Source organism: Chryseobacterium sp. CT-SW4 (genome assembly GCF_048572715.1).
In the GTDB taxonomy this organism is placed as follows: Bacteria; Bacteroidota; Bacteroidia; order Flavobacteriales; family Weeksellaceae; genus Chryseobacterium.
Map to the genome: position 1 here is coordinate 1,939,228 of NZ_CP183840.1, position 21,416 is coordinate 1,960,643.

The window sequence follows — 21,416 nt, forward strand, 5'->3', positions numbered from 1 at the left end:
GTACCGTTTTTTATTATGCACCAAGCACAAATTATTGTTACATTTGTAGCTACAATAAACATTAAAAAATTATGTCATACGGTTTACTTAAAGGCAAAAAGGGAATTATTTTTGGAGCCCTTAATGAACAGTCTATAGCATGGAAAGTTGCGGAAAGATGTCATGAAGAAGGTGCTGAATTCATTCTTTCTAATGCTCCGATTGCAATGAGAATGGGAGAATTGAATGCTTTGGCTGAAAAAACTGGATCAGAAGTAATAGGAGCTGATGCTACCTCTATCGAAGATCTTGAAAAACTATTTGATGCAGCCATAGCAAAATTTGGTAAAATAGACTTTATTCTACACTCTATAGGAATGTCCGTTAATGTAAGAAAAGGTAAACATTATACTGAAATGAATTATGACTGGTTGGAAAAAGGCTGGGATGTTTCCGCCGTTTCTTTCCATAAGGTAATGCGTGTAGCCTGGGAAAAAGACTGTATGAATGAATGGGGAAGCATATTGGCTCTTACTTATATTGCAGCACAAAGAACGTTCCCGGATTATAACGATATGGCGGATAACAAAGCTTATCTGGAAAGTATTACCAGAACATTCGGGTATTACTGGGGAGAGAAAAAAGTACGCGTAAATACGATTTCCCAGTCTCCTACTCCTACTACAGCAGGAAGCGGAGTTAAAGGTTTCGGAGGTTTCTTAGGATATGCGGAAGATATGTCTCCTCTAGGAAATGCTTCGGCTGCGGATTGTGCCAACTATTGCATCACTATGTTTTCCGAACTGACGAAAAAAGTAACGATGCAGAATCTTTTCCATGACGGTGGGTTCAGTAACGTTGGAGTTTCCCAGAGAGTTATTGACAGATATGAAGGTCAACAATAAACTTCAATACTATCATAAAAATATAAAACCCGGCAGCCTCGATGAGGCTGCCGGGTTTCTTTAATAAAAAAATGTAAATATGAAGTTATAATATTACAGTCTGTATGGAATGGGCGGGCGCAGAAAGGCTGACAGCCATTCCTTCGATCCACAGATGGGTATCTATATCATTATCCGAATCATTCATAATAACCGTTACCAGTTGTCCGTTTTCATTCATAAAGGTTGTGGACGTTAGCGCAGCCCTGTTTGAGGAAGTTCCGATTCTTTGGGCATTAGGTTTTATAAATTTGGAAACGTGTCCTACATAATAGTATTCATAGGTATAATGGAGTTCTCCGGTTTTGGTATCCGCTATGATAGGTGCAAAACAAAAATTCCCGACATGGTTGGGACCTCCGGTTTCATCCAAAAGAACATTCCAGTCCGTCCATAAGGCAGTTCCTTTATTAAAGTCATTCAGCATATTTCTTCCGTAAAGTTCCCCCAAGCTCACATCATAAATTTTCGACCTATCGAACTGTTCTTTGCATCCTTCGGTAAAGGCCAGGAACTTATCGGGAAAAGCTCTCTGGGTTTCCAGCAGGTTATCAAATAACTGGGTTTTATTGTTCCACGTTTCATACCAGTGGTAGCCTATTCCCGAAGCATATTTTGAAGTTTCCGGATCACTTAAAGTAGTGGTGGCCCTCTGGTAAATCAAATCCCTGTTATGGTCCCAGATCATTACCTTTTTATCTTTAAAGCCATTTTTCCAGAGACTGGGTCCTAAATTATTTTTAAGGAACTCACCCTCCTCTTCCGCAGTATAGATACAGGATTCCCACGTTTGGGTTGCCATAGGTTCGTTCTGAACAGTTAATCCCCATACATTAATTCCCTGCTTTTCATATCCTTTAATAAACTTAATATAATAATCCGCCCAAGTCTGATAATACTGATTTTCCAGTCTTCCTCCTTTGAGCATACTCTTATTGGACTTCATCCAGGCCGGCGGACTCCAAGGGGAAAAATAAAAAGTAAATTGATTGCCTATGGCTTTTTGGGCTTCTTTGATCATAGGAATTTTGTATTTTTCATCATGTGCCAGATTAAATGATTTCAAAGAAGTATCATTAACGGCAACATAGGTATAGGAATCACTGGAGAAATCACATGAGTTCATATTGGTACGGACCACGGTATATCCCAATCCGTTTTTTCCGTAATAAGCCTCAATAATTTCTTTCTGTTTGTTTTTAGGAAGCTTATAAAATGTTTCTGCAGAGGCATCTGTAATAGCTCCTCCTATTCCTATAAGCTTCTGAAATTTGAAATCGGGATCTACAAAAATGCAGGCATCCGTTTCTTTAGGCTGGCTGAATGGGGCAAAGGTAACCGTTCCTTTATCCGCCATTTTTTCATTGGTTTTGGAATGCGTAAGGTACACTCTGGCAGTTTTGCCCGTATTCTTTTTCCAGTAATTCTGAGCATTTACCTGGCTCATCATCCCGATTACAAAACAACTTACAATTAGTTTATTCATATTTATCTTTCTATTTTCTGACTACAATTCACTTTCATTTGTTTTTATTCTGGTAAACCCTTACATAGTCTATATAATATTTCTGAGGAAAAACCGAATTATCTATTCCTTCTTTTCCTCCCCAGAAGCCTCCTACCGCTAAGTTTAAAATAATAAAAGCAGGCTGGTCAAATGGCCAGGCCTCATAGGTCTTCTCTTTGTTTTCATAGGTGAAGAACTTCTGATCATCAATATAAACATCAATTTTCTCCGGTTTCCAGTCAGCTTTGTACACATGGAATTTTTCACTTGCATCCTTTACAATAAGCGTATCTGTTTTCTGGGTTCCCTGGATATGGTTGTATTTCTTAGTATGTACCGATGCGTGGATAAAACCGGGATTAAAACCTACATGCTCTATGATATCCAATTCTCCGTCATCCGGCCACTTCTTCATGTTCTCACTCATCATCCAGATAGCAGGCCATGTACCACGGCCTTCGGGAAGTTTAGCCCTTACCTCCACCGTACCGTACTGAAAGGAAAATTTACCTTTAGTTAAAAGCCTTGCCGAAGTATATTTATTCATTTTCCAATCTTCTTTACGTGCTTCTATAATAAGATTTCCTTTTTCTACCCTGGCATTTTCCAGGCGGTCTTTGGTATAAAACTGAGCTTCATTATTTCCATACCCGTCTCCTCCCACATCATAATTCCATTTTGAAGAATCCGGGAGCCCGTTATAATTAAACTCATCACTCCAAATAAGTTGTTTCCCCGAAATAGATTTTGATGTGCAGTAAGAAAGAGAAAATAATAAAATCCCACTTATACCTAACTTTCCCCAATTTTTAATCCCGACTTTCATCCCTGTTCAATTATTTAATCCAGTTAATTCTTTTAGTCTGAACTTCCTGAGAGCTTGTCCCTACCATAATGTCAAATTCACCTCCTTCCCAGTCATAGTTCAGTTCATCATCATAAAATTTAAGATCTTCAGGCGTCAATTTAAAATTAATCGTCTGTGTTTCTCCTTTTTTAATCATTACTTTTTTAAATCCTTTCAGTTCTTTTACAGGTCTTACCACTTTTCCCACCAAATCCCTGATGTAAAGCTGAACAACCTCTTCCCCATCATATTTTCCCATATTCGAAACTTTTACATTTACATCTAAAGTCTGATTCCCTTTAAGGTTTGAGGAGCTTACCGTAAAATCCGAATATTTAAACTGAGTATAGCTTAATCCGTAACCAAAAGGATATTTCGGATCATTATCTAAATCGATATAGGCAGAAACATAGTTCCGGTCCGTATTATTTTTAGCTGGCCTTCCGGTATTGTAATGATTATAATAGATAGGAATCTGCCCTTCGGTTCTTGGAAATGACATTGGAAGTTTTCCTCCTGGATTTACCGTTCCAAAAAGCACATCTGCTATGGAGTTCCCTGCTTCTGTTCCCAGCCACCATGTATACATGATCGCCGGAATATGATCCGCAGCCCAGTTAAAGACTAAGGGTCTTCCGGCATTAACCATCAATACAATAGGTTTTCCTGTTTTTGCAATTTCCTTCAGTAAGTCTTCCTGTACCCCGGAAAAATGTATATTGCTTCTGCTTTTGGCCTCTCCACTCATAGCTGGCCCTTCTCCTAAAGTCATAATAACAATATCCGCTTTTTTTGCTGTTTCTACTGCTTCGGCAAACATAGATTTATCCTGATCATCCACATTACATCCTTTAGCATACAGCAAGGTCGAATTTTTATCCAATTGATTTTTAATACCTTCATATTGGGTAATGATCCGTTGATTATCATCTTTAAATGAAATAGACCAAAAGCCATGATTGGCCACGGTTTCCTTACCAAAAGGTCCGATCAGCGCCACGGTTTTTGTTGATCTGGAAATAGGAAGAAGGTTATTCTGATTTTTAAGTAAAACAATACTTTTAGCACCAAATTCTCTTCCGAACTTTCTGTTTTCCGGGTTATTGGTTTGTTCCTTCTGTCTTTTATCACTGCTGAACCTGAACGGATCATCAAACAGACCCATCTCAAATTTCTTTATTAAAATTCTTCTGGCAGCATCATCGATAAGTTTAATATCCACTTTTCCTTCCTGTACCAGCTGAGGGAGTGCAGCCATATAAGAACGGCTTTCCATATCCATATCACTTCCGGCTAAAATGGCTTTTTCTGCTGCTTCTTTGCTGTCTTTCGCATATCCGTGAGGAACCATTTCCCCTATACTTCCCCAATCTGAAACCACAAAGCCCTGATAGTTCCACTTTCCTTTCAAGAGCTCTCTCTGAATATACTGATTGGCAGTGGCAGGAATTCCGTTAATATCATTAAAGGAGTTCATAAAAGTGGCTACACCTGCTTCTGCTGCGGCTTTAAAAGGTGGAAGATAAGTTTCATACAATTGTCTTAAACTCATATCTACGGAATTATAATCTCTTCCGCCTACTGCCGCTCCATAGGCTGCAAAGTGTTTGGCACAAGCCATTATAGCATCAAGGTTTCCTAAGCCTTTACCCTGAAACCCTCTGATACGGGCCAGTCCGATATGTGTTCCCAGATAAGTGTCTTCTCCCGAACCTTCCATTACTCTTCCCCATCTCGGATCTCTTCCTATATCCACCATCGGGGCAAATGTCCAATGGATCCCATATGCAGAAGCTTCTGTCGCAGCTATTCTTTCTGACTTTTCAATTAATCCTAAGTCCCAACTTGCTGCCTGTCCGAGATTAACAGGAAAAGTAGTCCGATAGCCATGAACTACATCCTGCCCGAATAATAACGGAATTTTCAACCTGGACTGTAGCGCCAGTTTTTGAAATGCTATGGTTTCCTGCGCTCCGAATACATTTAACATGGAGCCCACTTTACCTTTCTTTATTTCTTCCAACACCGTAGCAGAATTGGAGTTCTGAGGACCGGTTGCATATTCAAAACCGCTGTACTGAACCAACTGCCCCACTTTTTCTTCCAGGGTCATCTTTGATAGAAGTTCTGAAACTTTCTGATCTATGGTTTTCTGGGATTTCTGGGCGTAAGCACCGATTCCTAATGCTGAAAATAATACTAAAAGGCATTTCTTCTTCATGTCTGTTCTTTTTTAGAATACGTAAGTAGCAACGGATCTTCCGGGAAGATTTACCACTGCTGTTTTTCCGTTATATTTTATATTAAATGTCTGTGTATCGGATGATCCGTTTTGTACGATTAAAGCTTTTTCTCCTTTTGGTGTTACAAATGCTGCCGTGGAAAGATCTTTCGTTTGTGTAGAAGCAATTCTGTGTGAACCGGCAGGAATAAATTTAGAAGCATGGGCAATTATATAATACCCTACATTTTTTGTAAAAGTTTCCGCTCCTGAAACTGTAATAGCTCCTTTACATTCCGTACAGCCACCCGGAGTATGAGGTTTGAACTGTTCATCATTGGCCAGGTTCCATTCCAAAGCAATTTTACTCCAGTTACGCATGGAGCCGATGATTACATTTTGGGTATGCCAGTTTAAATCTTCATTGAAGGTTCCTTTTGCTCCCGTCCATTGCTCCGTAAAATATAGATTCTTATCCGGAAAAGCATTGTGAACGGTACTTAAGGCGGATATTTCACCTTCATATAAATGGAAAGCAGACCCGTCAATATACTGATAAGCTTCCGGATCACTTAAAATATCAGTGGCATATTCGGGTTTATTGCAGTTATGATCGTATACTACAATTTTAGTTTTAATTCCATTGGACCGGAAAGCAGGTCCCAAGTAATTTTTAATAAAATCTTTCTGGCTATCGGAAGGCATATATAAGCTTGGATTATTCCCCGGATGTAAAGGTTCATTCTGTGGGGTAACGGCATCAATGGTGATTCCTTCTTTTTTCATTCCCTGGATATATTTAACGAAATACTTAGCATATACTCCATAATATTCAGGTTTTAGGCTTCCTCCTTTGGATTGGCCGTTATCCTTCATCCAAACCGGTGCCGACCAGGGAGCTGCAATAATTTTAATGGCAGGATTGATCTTCAGGATTTGCTTTAACATGGCAATCAGCTCTTTATCTCTTGCAAGGCTGAAATGCTCAAGGGAAAGATCTGTTTTTCCTTCCGGCAGATCATTATAAGAAAACACTTCGCCATCAAGGTCGGATGCACCAATGCTCAGCCTTAGATAACTGACAGAAATCGCATGGGCTTTCTTCCCGAAGAGTTCCTGTAACAAGGCATTTCTTTTGGATTCTGAAAGTCGGTTTAATACTTCAACACTGCCTCCTGTTAAGGTATATCCAAATCCATCAACATATTGAAATTTCTGGCTGGCATCCACTTCAATATTCTGATGGGTATTGGGAGTATTGGTAAAATACAAAGGGCTTTGCTGTTGTAATTTTATGCTTTCATCTCCTTTGGTAAGCCATGTCTGAACCGTATCCGGATTTTTATTAAGGGAAGTGGTACTGCATGATGTAAAAGGTAAAAGTACCACACAACTAAGTGCGGTACTTTTTAAAAAGAAACTATATAAACTGTGAAACTTCATAATTATTAGTATCCTGGGTTTTGCTTTAAAGCTGTATTGGTAAGTTCATTGAAAGGTATAGGTAAGATTTCATTTTTACCTGCCGTGAATCCTCTTGTTCCCAATTTGGCAGGAGCATCTCCCCATCTTACCAAATCAAACCATCTGTGTCCTTCTCCGGCAAGCTCTCTTCTTCTTTCATCTTTAATAGCCTGCATGGAAACCGGAACGGATGCTAATCCTACTCTAGCTCTTACAGCATCCAGTAATGCCTGCGCTCGTGATCCTGAACCGCCTAAAGCTTCCGCCTCCATAAGGTAAGTATCGGCTAATCTTATAGCGATGTAGTTTTGACGGAAGTTCAGCTCAGTGGCTCCTGGTAATGTAGAAACATCCGATGTTCGGGGGGTAAATTTATTTAAAAAATATCCCGTATCTCTGTATGCTGCAGAATAGGTCACACTTCCGTTTTGTACGAGTTGCTTAACATTTAATATTGTTGCGTCCAAACGTGGATCTCCCTGCATAAAGTTGAATAAATCTTCAGTAACCGGATTAAAGGACCACCCTGAATAAATACTTGGAGTATTAGCCGGTGCAGTGTCCGTCACTTTATAAGATCTGATTCCCAGCATGACATTGATACTGTTCCCTTCATCTTTTCCTGAGCCCCAGAAGCCCCAATCCGAATTCCCTTTATTGGTATGCATTACCTCCAATATGGATTCCGAAGTGAATTTATTGTCAACCTGCCATAAATCTGCATAGTTAGCTACCAGCTTATATCCGTATTGACTGGTTCCTCCCGGAGTTCCGTTAACCATTTCAAGCTGAGCCGCTGCTTCACTATATTTTTTATCATATAAATAAATCTTACCCAATATGGCACGGGCTGTCCCCTGTGTAATCCTTCCTTTTTCTCCAGCAGATGATACTGTTGCAGGTAAATCTCCTATGGCAGCCAGAATATCCGACTCTATCTGAGTGTATACTGCTGCAGGATCTGCCTGAGGAATATTGTAATAATCATCACTTACGGTTATAGGCTTTAATATCAGAGGAATATTTTTGAAAGTTCTTAATAACTCGAAATAATAAAGTGATCTTAAAACTTTAGCTTCTGCGATGAATCTATTTCGGGTCTGATCATTCATCTGAGCATTAGGAATTCTATCTAATAAAAGGTTTGCCGCAGCAATTCCCTGATAATAATCTTTCCAATAACTTATCGGCATGATTACCGAGTTGATACTGTAATTAGCAAACCCCTGTATTCCTGCTCCATCTGTGGAACTTCCTCCTCCGGAATAGCAATCATCGGAAGCCGCATTAAAGAAGGTGACCATATTTTCAAATCCCCCTGAATATTTTCTAAGCAGATCATAAGTGGCTACCAATCCCGTAAAGGACTGCTCTTCATTCTGAAAATAGTTACTTGAATCAAAGGTTCCTGAATTTTTAACATCTTCGAGATTATTGTCATTACAGGATACCGTCCCAAAACTGATACCTGCCAATAAAAGAACAGATACGCTTGTATATATAAATCTTTTGTTTTTCATTTTTTCTTAGCTTTTAAAATTGAACACTGGCACCAAACAGGAAAGTTCTTGCCTGAGGATAATACGCTCTGTCTATACCAAATGTATCTCCTCCTGCAATTTCCGGATCATATCCGGTATACTTGGTGAAAGTAACCAGGTTTTCTCCCGTAACATAGAATCTTACTTTGTTTGCTCCGATAGTCTGAGATACTTCTTTCGGTAACGTATATCCTATCTGAACCAGTTTTAAACGTAAATAGTCACCTTTTTGCAGGTAATAATTTGACATCCTTGTATAGTTTTGGTTGGGATCATCCATAGTAACCCTTGCCACCGTGTTTGATGTTCCTTCTCCTGTCCAACGGTCTAAAATAGCCGTCTGGTAATTGGCATTTTGAATATCCAATCTTCTTAATCCCTGGAATATTTTGTTACCTGCTTGTCCCTGAGCAAAAATCATGATGTCAAAGTTTTTGTAATTCATATTCAAGGTTAAACCAAATGTATATTTCGGTAAAGAGTTCCCTAAGTTTACATAGTCATTCTCATCAATCTTACCGTCTCCGTTGGCATCCAGACGTTTAAAGTCACCCGGTTTCGCATTCGGTTGAATCAATGCTCCGTTTGCATTCGTATAAGCATCGATCTCAGCCTGGTTCTGAAAAACTCCTAAATTCTGATATCCGTAAAATGAACCATAAGGTGCACCTACCTGAAGTCTGGAAACAGTTCCCATAGATTGGAAAGAAGCAAAGTTTACATAGTCTTTATCGTCTTCCAGCCTGGTAATCTCATTTTGCAGATAGGAGAAGTTTCCATTAGCAGAGAAACCGAAGTCCCCCCAGTTCTTTTTATATCCTAAGCTTACTTCAACCCCGTTATTATTCATATCCCCGATATTTCTCCAAGGGTTATTGATTAATCCTAAATATCCGGGAAGCTCAACACGTCTCAAGATATCCGTACTTTTCTTTCTGTAAAGATCAACGGTCAAGTCAAAATTTCTGAATAATTTAAGATCTGCTGCGATATTGAACTGAGAAGTTCTTTCCCATTTCAGATCTGGATTTTCAAGAGTACTCGGAGCATATCCTGTTCTGATGATATTATCACCGAAAGTATAATTACTTCCTGCAGATAGTGAATTAGCAAACTGGAAGTCATCAATGGCATCATTTCCTAATACACCGTATCCTCCTCTGAACTTTAAGCTGTTAACAATATCGTTTTGAGGCCAGAAATCTTCGTTAGAAACATTCCATCCCAAGGACATTGCCGGGAAATTCCCCCAGTGGTTATTCGCCCCGAACTTTGATGATCCGTCTCTACGGATCGTACCTGTGAAAAGATATTTATTGGCATAATCATACACTACCCTTGCAAAATAAGATGCTTTATGGGTGCGTATTCCGTCCCATGCACTTCCGGAAATATTTTCCTGAGGGGTATCGAAATTGAAAGAAGCATCCCACCAGTTATTAACAGGCTGATTGGTGTAAGTTATATTTTGTCCCGAAGAAATATTATACTCATAATATCCCTGACCTAATAATACATTTAAATTATGCTGTCCGAACTTCTTTTGATAGGTAACTGTATTTTCAGTACTCCACTCAAATTTTTTCTCGGTCTGTCTGAATAGATTATTGAATGAATCCTGCTTATTGGATGGCCCTAAATAAAATAAAGGGGTAAATGCCTGACTTCCCCAATAGGAAAGCTTACCATTCATAGTAGATTTGAAGGTAAAGTTTTTAGAAAGCTTTAATTCTGCAAAAACATTCGCAATGAAATCATCCGACCAGTTAAATCTTCCCATTTGAGTTTGCTGAAAAGCTCTTGGGTTAGACATTTCCTGGTTCACATAATGGGAAATACCATAAGGATTCCCGTTTTGATCTCTAACGATATATGGGCTGTTATAATCTGCCGGAAAAGGCTGATTGGATATCCCGTTTGTTACCAGTACCGGAGTAATAGGATCTAAATTTACAGCAGAACTTAACGGTCCACCAAACTCATCATTGGCATTGATCCCCTGAGATTTAGTATGGGTATAGGCAAAGGTCTGCCCTATGGTTAAAAAGTCAAATACTTTATGGGTTGAGTTTAACCTTGCGTTAATTCTTTTATACTTGGAAATCTCTCTCATTACAATTCCTTCCTGGTCATAATATCCGAAAGAAGAATAGAATGTGGATTTATCATTTCCTCCATTGATGCTGAATTCATGAGAAGTACGCTGGGCACTGTTGAATATTTCCTTTTGCCAGTCCGTTCCTTTACCATAAGATGACGGATTGGCAAATAATGGTGTGTTGCCGTCATTGGTTCTTGCCTCATTGATGATGGTAGCATATTGGGTAGCATTGAGAAGGTCTAATTTGTTGGCAGCACTTCCTACTCCCAGAAATCCGTTATAAGAAAGGTTTAATCTTCCTTTTGCTCCTTTTTTAGTGGTGATCAGGATTACCCCTTTTGCAGCGGAAACCCCATAAATAGCAGCTGAAGCACCATCTTTTAAGATTTCCATATTTTCAATATCCGATTGATTCAGCCATCCGATATTGTCTACCACAATTCCGTCTACTACCCAGAGAGGATCATTACTTCCCGCTCCGAAACTGGTAATACCCCGAACCCTGATCGTGGCTGCAGAACCTGGCTGACCTGAATTTGAAATTACCGAAACCCCGGCTGCTCTACCCTGCAGTACCTGCTCAGGTCTTCCTGCCGGTACATCTTCAAGATCTGAAGCTTTTAAACTTGAGATAGCTCCCGTTACATTACTTTTCTTTTGAGTACCGTAACCGATCATTACTACCTCTTCTATTTTTTGTTCCTTAGTAAGAGTGTCATTCCCTGTGTTCTGGGCATTAAAATTCGCTGTAAAATAGAGAACAGCAATCACGCCTAAACTCCTTGATATTTTTACATTCATATATATAGTTAGTTTTTAATTCTCATTTTGAGACAATAAAAATATATTTTTTTTTAAATATTTAACATTCTTTTAATAAATATTTTAATTTTTCTTTTATTATAAAGGTTTTAAAGCGTTATTTTTGTTGCCATAAATCATAAAATCACACTAAAACACAAACAATTTAATCCCCAAAATGACGAGTAAACTCACCAATATTTCACTTCCTTTAAAATTGACATTCCTGATTTTTTCCATGGTGCTGAATTGTATGGGGATAGTTATTTTACAACTTTCCGAAGCTAAAATCGGGTTTGAAAAACTGGGCTTTTTGGAATCTTTTAAAGATGTTCCCGTAGCCATTATCTCCTTATTTGCTGTTCACCTGATCAGCAAAACCGGAACAAAAAATGCGCTGATGATGTCCCTGGCAATTGTTGGAATCTGCTCTTCCATACTTCCTTTTGTGGAAGTATTCTGGTTTTACAAATTATGGTTTGCGATCATAGGAACCTGCTTTGCCATCGGGAAAATCTGTGTTTTCGGAATCATAAGAAATATGATGACCAACGAAAAGTCGTTGGCAAAAACCATGAATAATGTGGAAGCCTCCTTTATGGTAGGGACTTTCTTTGTGAATATCGGATTTGGTTGGCTGATCTCCAGTAAATACACAGAGTACTGGAAACTGGGCTTTCTGTTTATTTCCTTTTTGTCACTCATCACCATTCTTCTGTTTGCCCGTCTAAGAATTTCAGAGGAAAAGAAAAAGGTTTCCAATCAGGCTATGTATGATTTTTCAGGATTTATTACTCCTTCCGTGATCCTGTTTTTTATTGTTATATTTTCTATTGTTTTTGTGGAACAGACCTTCAATTCCTGGCTTCCATCTTATTATAAAAACCATCTGAAGGTCAATTCTTTTTTTGCATTGCAGGCTTCATCATTTCTTGCGTTGTTCTCCTATATCGGAAGAACGGTGACAGCCAACATTATCCACAGGTTTTCTCTGAATGCATATTTTATCGGATGCTTGGTCCTGGTTATATTCATTCTCTGCATCATCGTAGGAGCTCAATTTTTCCATTCGGAAGATTCCAGGATCATTCTTTTTCTTTTTCCTGTAATAGGCTTTTTCTTATCTCCTCTTTATCCTGTCGTGAACTCAAAAATGATTTCCCGGATCAACAAAGAGCAGATCAATCTTTTTACTTCTCTTATAATAATTTTCTCTTCTCTGGGAAGTTCTGTAAGCTCAATTATTATATCTTTACTATTTAAAAATCAGCTACTTGTATATTATTCTTCGTATATTTTATTTATTATTGTTGTTCTTTCTGCTGTAAGCTTATTATATTTTAAATTTATGACGAAGAAGATTTAGAAAATAATTTTATTTTTACGCTCATGAAAATCCAGAACTCAAAAAACAAAGAAACCCTTCAGGAGCTGATCGACACAAAAGACTTTGTGGCTCATGTCTCTGTTGACTGTACCATATTTGGTTTTCACAATAATATCCTGAAAGTATTATTATTAAAATACCATGATCTTGACCTATGGTCTCTTCCCGGAGGTTTTGTATTTAATGATGAGGATCTTCGTGAAGCGGCTGCCCGTGTATTGTATGAAAGAACCAATCTTAAAGACATATTCTTAAAGCAGTTCCATACTTTCGGAAGAATAGACCGTACGGAAAATAATGTCCATCAGATTCTGCTTCAGAATAAAGGAATTACGGTACCGGAAGATCACTGGATTTTTCAACGGTTTATAACGGTGGGATACTGCAGTCTTATTGATTTTTCCATAGCCAACACTTTTCCGGATGCTTTTAATGAAACCTGTGAATGGTTTGAGGTTAATAAGCTTCCTAAAATGGCTTTTGACCATGACAGGGTCATAAAAACCGGACTGGATTACCTCCGAATGAACATCAATACAGAAGTAGCCGCCAGCAGCCTTCTTCCTGAGAAATTTACCATGAAAGATCTTCAATCCCTTTACGAAACCATTTTGGGTGAGAAGTTCAGAAGAAATAATTTCCAACGCAAAATATTAAGTTTAAATATCCTGGAAAGAATGGAAAAGCTATATGATGGCTCTGCCAATAAGGCTCCCTATCTTTATAAATTTAAAAAAGAAATTATTAATTCCGCAAAAAATCAATATCCCAGCTTCTAAAAAATGGGACATAATCCGACTCTTAAAAAAAATTTTCCTGAAATACTTAAAAGTATTATTTTTAGAAAAATTAAACAAGATGTCGTATTATCCTCTTACAAGCATTCCTGATTATTATGGAATTGATGCTTTGCTTACTGAAGAACACAGACTCATACGCCAATCCATAAGGGAATGGGTAGAAAGTTTTGTAATGCCTCAAATCGATCAGGCTGCCCAAAACCATACCGATTTGCCGGGACTGATGAAAGAATTAGGGAAAATAGGAGCATTAGGACCTTATATTCCTGAGGAATACGGAGGAGCCGGACTGGATCAAATATCTTATGGGCTTATCATGCAGGAACTGGAAAGAGGAGATTCGGCGGTTCGTTCTGCGGCTTCTGTACAAAGCTCCCTCGTTATGTTTCCTATTCATGAATTCGGATCGGAAGAACAGAAAAAAAAGTTTCTTCCTAAACTGGCAGCCGGTGAAATGATCGGTTCTTTCGGCCTTACGGAACCTAATCACGGTTCCGACCCCAGCTCAATGGAAACGCATTTTAAAGATATGGGCGATCATTATCTTCTCAATGGGGCCAAAATGTGGATCACGAACTCCCCATTGTGCGACATTGCAATAGTTTGGGCCAAAAATGAGGAAGGCAAAGTTCAGGGCCTTATCGTAGAAAGAGGAATGGAAGGTTTTACCACTCCCGAAACTCATAATAAATGGAGCTTAAGAGCTTCCAAAACGGGTGAACTGGTCTTTAATAATGTTAAAGTTCCGAAAGAAAATCTCTTACCGGGAGTCACCGGACTCAAAGGGCCTTTATCCTGTCTTAATTCCGCGAGATATGGAATTTCATGGGGAGTGATCGGAGCTGCCATAGACTGTTATTGTACGGCTGTCCAATATGCAAAAGAGAGAAAACAGTTTGGAAAACCTATCGGCTCTTATCAGCTCCAGCAGAAAAAACTGGCTGAATTTTTAACCGAAATTACAAAAGCCCAATTACTCTGTCTGCAATTGGGAAATTTAAAAAATTCACATAAAGCAACTCCTGCCCAAATTTCTATGGCCAAAAGGAATAATGTAAAGATGGCCATTGATATTGCCCGTGAATCCAGACAAATTCTTGGCGGAATGGGAATTATGGGTGAATTTCCAATGATGAGACATGCTGCCAATCTTGAATCTGTCATAACTTATGAAGGGACTCATGATGTTCATTTGTTAATCACTGGTTTAGATATTACGGGGATTAGTGCTTTTTAAATACTTTTAAACGCTTATCATGTTTAAAAACGGGTCCGGCCTTAAGGCCGGACCCGTTTATTTTATTCACTTTGAAGAGAAGTACTATTCAATGAATAATTGTTAGCATATTAACATTTTGTTGCATTAACTTAAAATATATAATTTAAACATCAAATAAAATATAAAAACATGAAAAAATTTACTATTTCATTACTAAGTATTGTTGCACCATTTTATTGGGCACAACAAGCAGGAGATTTGGTTAGCTTTGAAGAAAAACTGAATCTTACGCCACAGGGAGTTGTTAATTTCATTTCCAATAATCTGGGAGAACAGAATGCTCCTGACTTTGTGAACTACCTTAAAGGATTCAATGTAGGGTTAAAGGCTTATAAAGTAACCTATTATACGCCAAATGAAAACAATAAGCTGGTAAAAGCCACAGGGCTGGTTATGTATCCTAATGTTAACTTTAAGCTTTCTACCGTAGTATCTGATCATGGAACTACAGATAGCCGAGACAATGTACCTTCCAATCTTAGAGGCGTTATGTATGCCGGTTTTGTGGTAGAATTATCCTATGTTCTTAACGGTTATATTTTGATGGCACCTGACTATGTAGGGATGGGGAATGGAGAAGGGGTACACCCTTATGTACACTACCCGACCGAGGCAACAGCAACCATTGATTTTGTTACTGCTGCTAATAAAGTCCTGGCCCTGCTCGGAGTAAAACGTTATGATGAATACTTTTTAGCCGGCTACTCCCAGGGGGCCCATGCCGGTATGTCAACTATTAAGAAACTCAGCATCACCAATCCTACCAACTTAAAGTTCAAATACGTATACCTTGGTGACGGACCTTATGATTTTTCTGGAGTTACCTTACAGAAAGGTGTCTTAGACAAGGATGTATATCCCTTCACTTCTTTCATTGCCAATGTGGTAAATACATGCAACAATATCGGATACAAAACCTATAATAATGATATATCCGAAGTAATTTCTGCTGAATATCTCGATAAATACAATTATCATGTGGTACAGGACAATGGAGGTCTGTTATGGGGACCATTACTCTGGAGAAAGCTTTTTACCAATAATTTTGTAAATGATGTCACCTACAATACCAACAACAAATTAAGACAATGTCTCAAATCCAATGATGTATACGACTGGTATAACAAAACTCCTATGACGCTGGGTCATTCCACGGTAGATTTGGCTATTCCTCCTGAAAACACTTCAAAAACAATTGATGTGCAAAGAGGTTATTACTCTTGGTGGGATCTGGATAAGTATAAACTGGATTCATTTTACTGGGGACCTCTGGGTCATATAGGTGGAATTGCACCATTTGTTCTTGCTTCCAATTTAAAATTCAATACTTTAAGGAGCGGAGGAATACTCAACCAATGGGCTATTTTAACTTCAAAATCAGTACAGGAAACTCCAGATTCCGGAATTAATTCCCTTTATAGTTCTCAAATAAAGCCGGATCTAAAAGAGATCGAAGTAGTGGAAATCACCGATTTTAACAGCGAAAAAACAAGTAAGAAAAAAGTGGTCAATAATGATATTTCAACTATTAAAGATGGTGTATATCTCCTAAAAGTGATTGAGAACCAGGAAAATAAAATCATTCCTTATGTAAAAAATACCCCTCATACAGTTGAAGAAAAAGAAATAATAAAATCTGATAATAACAATATCCTGTCTTTAAAAGTGAAGGAAGACGAGCTCGTAGCAGTCAACATTTTCGATGAAAATAAAGACCTGATCAAAACAGTCTCACAGGAAGAGTACCTTAAAGAAGGTGGAATAAACATACAAAATCTAAACAACAAAAATTACACATTTGAAGTGGCGACCAAGTATTATAATTTGCAATTCAATAAACTATTAAATAATACGGCTAATCCAAGTGATAAGCTTGATATCTATACACAGAATCAACAAATTATCATAAAAGCCAACAGCAATATTAAAAGTATCTCGATCTACAGCATTTCAGGAAACCTGATTCAGACTCAGGAAATAAAAGGATCCCAATTTGAATCCCGAAGCCTGGAACCGGGAATTTACATGGTACAGGTCAACCTGACGAACGGGAAAATCATTGGTAAAAAACTTACTTTATAAAACACATTTTCATTATAACTTCATATCAAAAAATGCATCTCTCCTAAAAGAGGTGCATTTTTACCTTGTATAGGTTTTTATATTTTCTATAAAATTAAGGTCCGGATTCAGAATTTCATAGATCAGGTTTTTAATAGAAGTCATAGCCTCTTCTATCCCTCCTTTTTCAAATTGCAGGGAAACCACTCCTCTCTTCGCTTCTGCAAAACTCCATATGCCTGTTTCGATAGGAAATCCCCAAAATTCAGGAAGGTTCTGAACCACATACTGGTAAATACAAAGTTGTAAAGCCTGTTTCCTGTCATTATTATGGAAATATTCTTCTACATTATCAGCATCTATTTTTACATTGAGGTTCTTAATTTTGGCTGTTTTATAATCAATAATTCTAAGGGTTCCGTTTAAACTGTCAATTCTGTCAATAAATCCAAAAAAAGAAATCTTATCCGATGTACTTTCATCGAGATAAAAATCTACGTTTTCAAACCTCTTTTCGATATCCAGAATTTCTAATCTGTTTCCTTTTTTAACCAGATCAAGGTCATAATTCAGAATGCTTTCAATTACTTTCCTGGCAATAGCTTTATGAACGAAATTCATTCCTCTTTCATAAAACTCCGGCTGATGCTTCAGCTTTTCTACTGCCACATTCATATATTCATCTATCGCTTGAATTGATTTTTCTAAATCACTATTTTTTAAAACCTTACCTTTAAGTACTTCATATATTTCTTGAAGTGTATAATGGACGAGATTTCCGTAATTCCTCACGGATAATTCTTCTTCGATTTCATCGGTTTCCGATGTATTAAGAATCTTTGATAAATAGAAATCTATCGGGTTATAAAGGTAGCTGGTAAGGTGGGATGCGGAAACTTTGGATTTCCAGTTTTGAAGCCTCTCCAGCACTACCGGTGTTTTGATGATCTCAACAGGTTCACTGACGATAGGCTCTGAGGAATTTTCAATAATAAAATGTTCAATCTGATGGTCACTTTCCATTTCAATCTGGGTAATAAACCGGCTTTTCTCTCCCGTATTTACTCCTGAACTCAAAGCATTAAATAACAAATGAACATTTTTGGAATCCTGAATGAGACGGTAAAAATGATAGGCATAAATACTGTCATTTTCCAGGAAAGTATGCAGGTTGAAAAATTTACGGATATCAAAAGGCAGGTAGGTATTCTGAGAATTTCCTAAAGGCAGCTTTCCTTCATTCACCGAAAGCAGGATCACATTATCAAAATTAAGCAATCTGGTTTCCAGTAATCCCATAATCTGCAGTCCTCTCAAGGGCTCACCCTGGAAATCAATACTTTCCGAATTAATATAATGATTGATCAGAATTTCGAGAGTTTCCATTTTAATCTCAAAATCATAAGGAGCGATCTGGTTTCTGATCAGCCTGAAAGAGTTTTCAAAATGAGACACGTTCTCATATTGAATATCATCAATGTCCAGCCATTTTATGTGCTGGCAAAAATCAATCAGCATTTCGAGGTATTTCCCTGTAGACTCCGCTTTCAGGAGAAGATTAAAATAAGAAAGACCGGACAGCAGTTCTTTCATCAACTTTCCGGAAATATAAACGATATTTCTTTCTTCAATTTTAGCTTTAAATTCCGTGATAAGCTGCTCGTCCTCCTGAGATGCAGGAAACTCTTCTATAATGGGAAAGATATCCCGGTAATAGTAAGAAGATTTACTTTTCTCCAATTGCTTCTGCAAATAAAACAACTGTTTCACCGCATTGGAAAAAGAAAGGTTTTTCAAAGGAAATCCCATGGTGATATTCAGGTTTTTAACACCATGCATCACATCCAGACTTGCAGGAAGAAGGTTTTCATCCAGTAAAACCACTGCCGTATTATTGTAGGTTTCACTATCTATGGATTCGAATATTTCCGGTAATACTTTAGTCTGCGTTATATTTCCTGAAACTTCATAGACTTTAATATTTTTAGGCTGGATGAAATCATCTTCAATCCATTGAAAAGCTCTGCTGTCATTAAATTCTTTCCAGGTTTTATGGTTCCGGAGAAATTTACCGGCTTCCTGTCTCTCATCATCAAAATAATAATGGTCCGCCTGAAAAAAACATTGCGCCTTATCCCACTGCAAAAGGTTTCTTACAAGCTTTTCCTCCACAGGGGTAAAGGCATTAAAACCACAAAAAACAAACTGCTCCCGGGTATTTTTTGCAAATTCTTCGATCTTGCTTTTGGCTATTTCGTGAATCATTCCGGAAGTAGCCCAGTTCTTTTCACTGAGTTTTTGTTTCAGAACCGGAAGATAAACGGTCATATTTTTCCAGAAATTCAAAAACTTCTTCCGGGGAACATTTTCCTCTCCCAAATCCTGTGCCCAGTCCTTTATCCTCTCTTCATCAAACATATATTGCAGTACGGTCTGGTCCCCGCTATCCGAAAATTTCAGCATGTCATCCCAGTCTTTCTGTAAGGTTGGGAACCATTTAAGAAACTCCGCAAAATCGTCATCAGGAATCAGGTGCAGGCTTTTATACACATCGTAAGCAAAAAGCCACAGGGAAATCCCCTGAACAGGCTGCTGATCTGCAATACCATTGATAAGCTCTTCTATGGTAAAAAACCGGGGAAGAAAGCCAGAATAATTATTTTCCTCCAATATCTGTCTGATAAAAACAATGGGACGTTTTCCCGGCAGCACAATATTGAATGCCGATAAATCTGTATTCTGATCTAATAATTCACGGATAATTTTATTGAGAAATTTCAAGAGCTTTTAAAGTTTTTTAGATAATCCAGTTCTCTGGCAATGATAAGATTATATTCCGCCTGTTTTTCGGTATTGATACCATGCTGCGTGTCTTTATCATATAAGATCTGGAAATTCCTGTATTCATTGGAAATTTTATTATAAATAGATTGAAACTTTCTGTCAAAATCTCCCGAAGTTTTAATTTTCTCCATTACTTCCTTACGAAGTTTTCTGGCATAAATTTCAGCAATATCAAAATGTTTCTGCTCATGATTCAAAACATAGTCATTGATACGCTTGGGATCTTTCCAGGATTTATCTTCATTGAAGATGGTAACGATTTCAATCTTTACGGGAACATTCGGGTTAGTAGACTTTACGACCGTGTATTCCCACCCGCAATGGGTATAGGCCACGACATTACTTCCTTTACGGTTAGTTTCGCTTTTAAACTGGCTCCAATTAAGCTTCTGCCCTTCTTTCCAAATAATTTTCTGTCCGAAAAGCGGAGCGGTAATCAATAAGCTTAATAAATAAATCCATTTCATTACTGTACAACAATTGTCCTGGTAATCCAGCTATTATCTCCATTCCAGAATGTAAAGGTATAGGTACCCGTCTGCTGCGGTCTGAAGTTGATCTGATTCATACCCGTATAATTCCCCTGGGTGCACGGACCATTTGTGCGGTATTTATAAGCAGTTATTGTCCTGGACAGGCTGTCATTATGCACATAATCATAACCATAAAATCCCTCACAGCTGGATGAATAAGTAGAATACGTCCTGATACTCTGTACGGCAAATACATTCATGGTATCATTCGCGATCATCACACTGTCAATCTTTACCTTATCCACAGCTTGTATGGTCTGGTAATCATCATCATTATTACACGAAATGAACAACATTCCTAAAAGAACCGTTGAGAATCCTATATTCAAAAGTTTTTTCATGATGTTATAATTAAGTTTTATAATAAAATGCTGATCAAAAATTATTCCCTATTTATGTTAATTTAAGAATTAAAATTACCTTTTGATACGTAAACTACTTTTTTTGTATCAAAAAACTCTTCCTCAAAATAATTCTTAAGATTAAAAATCTCACATTTAATTCCAGCCAGTTCCTCCGCCAGATCTCCTCCTTTTAAATATAAAATACCATTATGCTTAGGATTAAACTGTTCTTTTTCAAATTTACCTTTCAGCCATCTTAAAAACTCCGGCATCTGGGTTACCGCTCTGCTGACCACAAAATGAAATTTATCTTTCAGTTTTTCCGCTCTTCCGTGAACTGCTGTGACATTCCTAAGACCTACTCCTTCCGCAACAGCATTCACGACGCTTATTTTTTTCCCGATAGAATCTATTAAAGTAAAATCCGCTTCAGGAAATAAAATAGCTAAAGGAATACCCGGAAAACCACCTCCGGTACCGATATCAAGTACTTTGGTTCCCGGAGCGAACTCCATTACTTTTGCAATTCCCAAAGAATGCAGAATATGTTTTTCATATAAAGATTCCATATCCTTCCGGGAGATCACATTGATCTTTTCGTTCCACTCATTGTAAAGTTCTTCAAGCTTGGAAAACTGTTCAATTTGCTTGGCTGTAAGGTCAGGAAAGTACTTTATAAGTAACGCTTTAGACATAGTAATTATTATAATGAGCAAAAATAAGTTTTATTTCACACTTTATTCTAATTAACTTTTATTATATC

At 37.8% G+C, this 21,416-nt stretch carries 15 protein-coding genes; 5 read left to right on the top strand and 10 right to left on the bottom strand.

The annotated features are described in order from the left end of the window. The first annotated feature begins 71 nt into the window (after positions 1-71). A complete protein-coding gene (locus tag ABJ974_RS08800) occupies positions 72-884 on the top strand; it encodes an enoyl-ACP reductase FabI (protein ID WP_419867872.1) in 813 nt (270 codons plus the stop codon). An 85-nt stretch (positions 885-969) separates the two neighbouring features. On the opposite strand, the gene ABJ974_RS08805 is transcribed toward ABJ974_RS08800, so the two are convergent. The 6 genes from ABJ974_RS08805 to ABJ974_RS08830 are packed head-to-tail and all read right to left on the bottom strand — an operon-like array spanning position 970 to position 11,405. Further along, entirely contained in the window at positions 970-2,409 is a 1,440-nt protein-coding gene (locus ABJ974_RS08805; protein ID WP_419867873.1) for a glycoside hydrolase family 30 protein, read from the bottom strand. Between the two features lie 34 nt (positions 2,410-2,443). After that, positions 2,444-3,256, bottom strand: a complete 813-nt coding sequence (locus ABJ974_RS08810) for a glycoside hydrolase family 16 protein (RefSeq protein ID WP_419867874.1) — start codon at positions 3,254-3,256, stop codon at positions 2,444-2,446. Between the two features lie 10 nt (positions 3,257-3,266). Continuing rightward, complete coding sequence (locus ABJ974_RS08815) at positions 3,267-5,498, bottom strand: glycoside hydrolase family 3 N-terminal domain-containing protein (RefSeq protein ID WP_419867875.1); 2,232 nt, start codon at positions 5,496-5,498, stop codon at positions 3,267-3,269. Between the two features lie 12 nt (positions 5,499-5,510). Further along, positions 5,511-6,941, bottom strand: a complete 1,431-nt coding sequence (locus ABJ974_RS08820; protein ID WP_419867876.1) for a glycoside hydrolase family 30 protein — start codon at positions 6,939-6,941, stop codon at positions 5,511-5,513. 5 nt (positions 6,942-6,946) lie between these two features. Continuing rightward, positions 6,947-8,482, bottom strand: a complete 1,536-nt coding sequence (locus ABJ974_RS08825; RefSeq protein ID WP_419867877.1) for a RagB/SusD family nutrient uptake outer membrane protein — start codon at positions 8,480-8,482, stop codon at positions 6,947-6,949. 13 nt (positions 8,483-8,495) lie between these two features. Then, complete coding sequence (locus tag ABJ974_RS08830) at positions 8,496-11,405, bottom strand: SusC/RagA family TonB-linked outer membrane protein (RefSeq protein WP_419867878.1); 2,910 nt, start codon at positions 11,403-11,405, stop codon at positions 8,496-8,498. A gap of 178 nt (positions 11,406-11,583) precedes the next feature. Between ABJ974_RS08830 and ABJ974_RS08835 the strand changes: the two genes are divergently transcribed. The 4 genes from ABJ974_RS08835 to ABJ974_RS08850 all read left to right on the top strand — a co-directional run bounded on the left by ABJ974_RS08835 (position 11,584) and on the right by ABJ974_RS08850 (position 16,953). Further along, the gene (locus ABJ974_RS08835) at positions 11,584-12,771 is read left to right on the top strand and encodes an MFS transporter (protein ID WP_419867879.1); all 1,188 of its coding nucleotides are present in this window, start codon (positions 11,584-11,586) and stop codon (positions 12,769-12,771) included. A 23-nt stretch (positions 12,772-12,794) separates the two neighbouring features. Further along, complete coding sequence (locus tag ABJ974_RS08840; RefSeq protein WP_419867880.1) at positions 12,795-13,571, top strand: NUDIX hydrolase; 777 nt, start codon at positions 12,795-12,797, stop codon at positions 13,569-13,571. A 79-nt stretch (positions 13,572-13,650) separates the two neighbouring features. After that, a complete protein-coding gene (locus ABJ974_RS08845; RefSeq protein WP_419867881.1) occupies positions 13,651-14,829 on the top strand; it encodes an acyl-CoA dehydrogenase family protein in 1,179 nt (392 codons plus the stop codon). A gap of 171 nt (positions 14,830-15,000) precedes the next feature. Next, a complete protein-coding gene (locus tag ABJ974_RS08850; protein ID WP_419867882.1) occupies positions 15,001-16,953 on the top strand; it encodes a T9SS type A sorting domain-containing protein in 1,953 nt (650 codons plus the stop codon). 60 nt (positions 16,954-17,013) lie between these two features. On the opposite strand, the gene ABJ974_RS08855 is transcribed toward ABJ974_RS08850, so the two are convergent. From ABJ974_RS08855 to rsmG, 4 genes are all read right to left on the bottom strand, one after another. After that, the gene (locus tag ABJ974_RS08855; protein ID WP_419867883.1) at positions 17,014-19,713 is read right to left on the bottom strand and encodes a PD-(D/E)XK nuclease family protein; all 2,700 of its coding nucleotides are present in this window, start codon (positions 19,711-19,713) and stop codon (positions 17,014-17,016) included. Further along, positions 19,710-20,243 carry a DUF922 domain-containing protein gene (locus ABJ974_RS08860; protein WP_419867884.1) on the bottom strand — a complete coding sequence of 178 codons (534 nt, stop codon included), beginning with the start codon at positions 20,241-20,243 and terminating at the stop codon, positions 19,710-19,712. The genes ABJ974_RS08855 and ABJ974_RS08860 overlap by 4 nt, the downstream gene beginning before the upstream one ends. Further along, positions 20,243-20,650 carry a hypothetical protein gene (locus ABJ974_RS08865; RefSeq protein ID WP_419867885.1) on the bottom strand — a complete coding sequence of 136 codons (408 nt, stop codon included), beginning with the start codon at positions 20,648-20,650 and terminating at the stop codon, positions 20,243-20,245. Before ABJ974_RS08865 ends, ABJ974_RS08860 begins: the two co-directional genes overlap by 1 nt. Positions 20,651-20,712: 62 nt before the next feature. Further along, positions 20,713-21,348 (bottom strand): 16S rRNA (guanine(527)-N(7))-methyltransferase RsmG, encoded by a 636-nt coding sequence (gene rsmG / locus ABJ974_RS08870; protein ID WP_419867886.1) that lies wholly within the window; start codon positions 21,346-21,348, stop codon positions 20,713-20,715. Between the last annotated feature and the right edge of the window lie 68 nt (positions 21,349-21,416).

Excerpts from the sequence above, each read along its gene's own strand:
- ABJ974_RS08800 (WP_419867872.1), top strand. The coding sequence starts at position 72 with ATGTCATACGGTTTACTTAAAGGCAAAAAGGGAATTATTTTTGGAGCC.
- ABJ974_RS08805 (WP_419867873.1), bottom strand. The coding sequence starts at position 2,409 with ATGAATAAACTAATTGTAAGTTGTTTTGTAATCGGGATGATGAGCCAG.
- ABJ974_RS08810 (WP_419867874.1), bottom strand. The coding sequence starts at position 3,256 with ATGAAAGTCGGGATTAAAAATTGGGGAAAGTTAGGTATAAGTGGGATT.
- ABJ974_RS08815 (WP_419867875.1), bottom strand. The coding sequence starts at position 5,498 with ATGAAGAAGAAATGCCTTTTAGTATTATTTTCAGCATTAGGAATCGGT.
- ABJ974_RS08820 (WP_419867876.1), bottom strand. The coding sequence starts at position 6,941 with ATGAAGTTTCACAGTTTATATAGTTTCTTTTTAAAAAGTACCGCACTT.
- ABJ974_RS08825 (WP_419867877.1), bottom strand. The coding sequence starts at position 8,482 with ATGAAAAACAAAAGATTTATATATACAAGCGTATCTGTTCTTTTATTG.
- ABJ974_RS08830 (WP_419867878.1), bottom strand. The coding sequence starts at position 11,405 with ATGAATGTAAAAATATCAAGGAGTTTAGGCGTGATTGCTGTTCTCTAT.
- ABJ974_RS08835 (WP_419867879.1), top strand. The coding sequence starts at position 11,584 with ATGACGAGTAAACTCACCAATATTTCACTTCCTTTAAAATTGACATTC.
- ABJ974_RS08840 (WP_419867880.1), top strand. The coding sequence starts at position 12,795 with ATGAAAATCCAGAACTCAAAAAACAAAGAAACCCTTCAGGAGCTGATC.
- ABJ974_RS08845 (WP_419867881.1), top strand. The coding sequence starts at position 13,651 with ATGTCGTATTATCCTCTTACAAGCATTCCTGATTATTATGGAATTGAT.
- ABJ974_RS08850 (WP_419867882.1), top strand. The coding sequence starts at position 15,001 with ATGAAAAAATTTACTATTTCATTACTAAGTATTGTTGCACCATTTTAT.
- ABJ974_RS08860 (WP_419867884.1), bottom strand. The coding sequence starts at position 20,243 with ATGAAATGGATTTATTTATTAAGCTTATTGATTACCGCTCCGCTTTTC.
- ABJ974_RS08865 (WP_419867885.1), bottom strand. The coding sequence starts at position 20,650 with ATGAAAAAACTTTTGAATATAGGATTCTCAACGGTTCTTTTAGGAATG.
- rsmG (WP_419867886.1), bottom strand. The coding sequence starts at position 21,348 with ATGTCTAAAGCGTTACTTATAAAGTACTTTCCTGACCTTACAGCCAAG.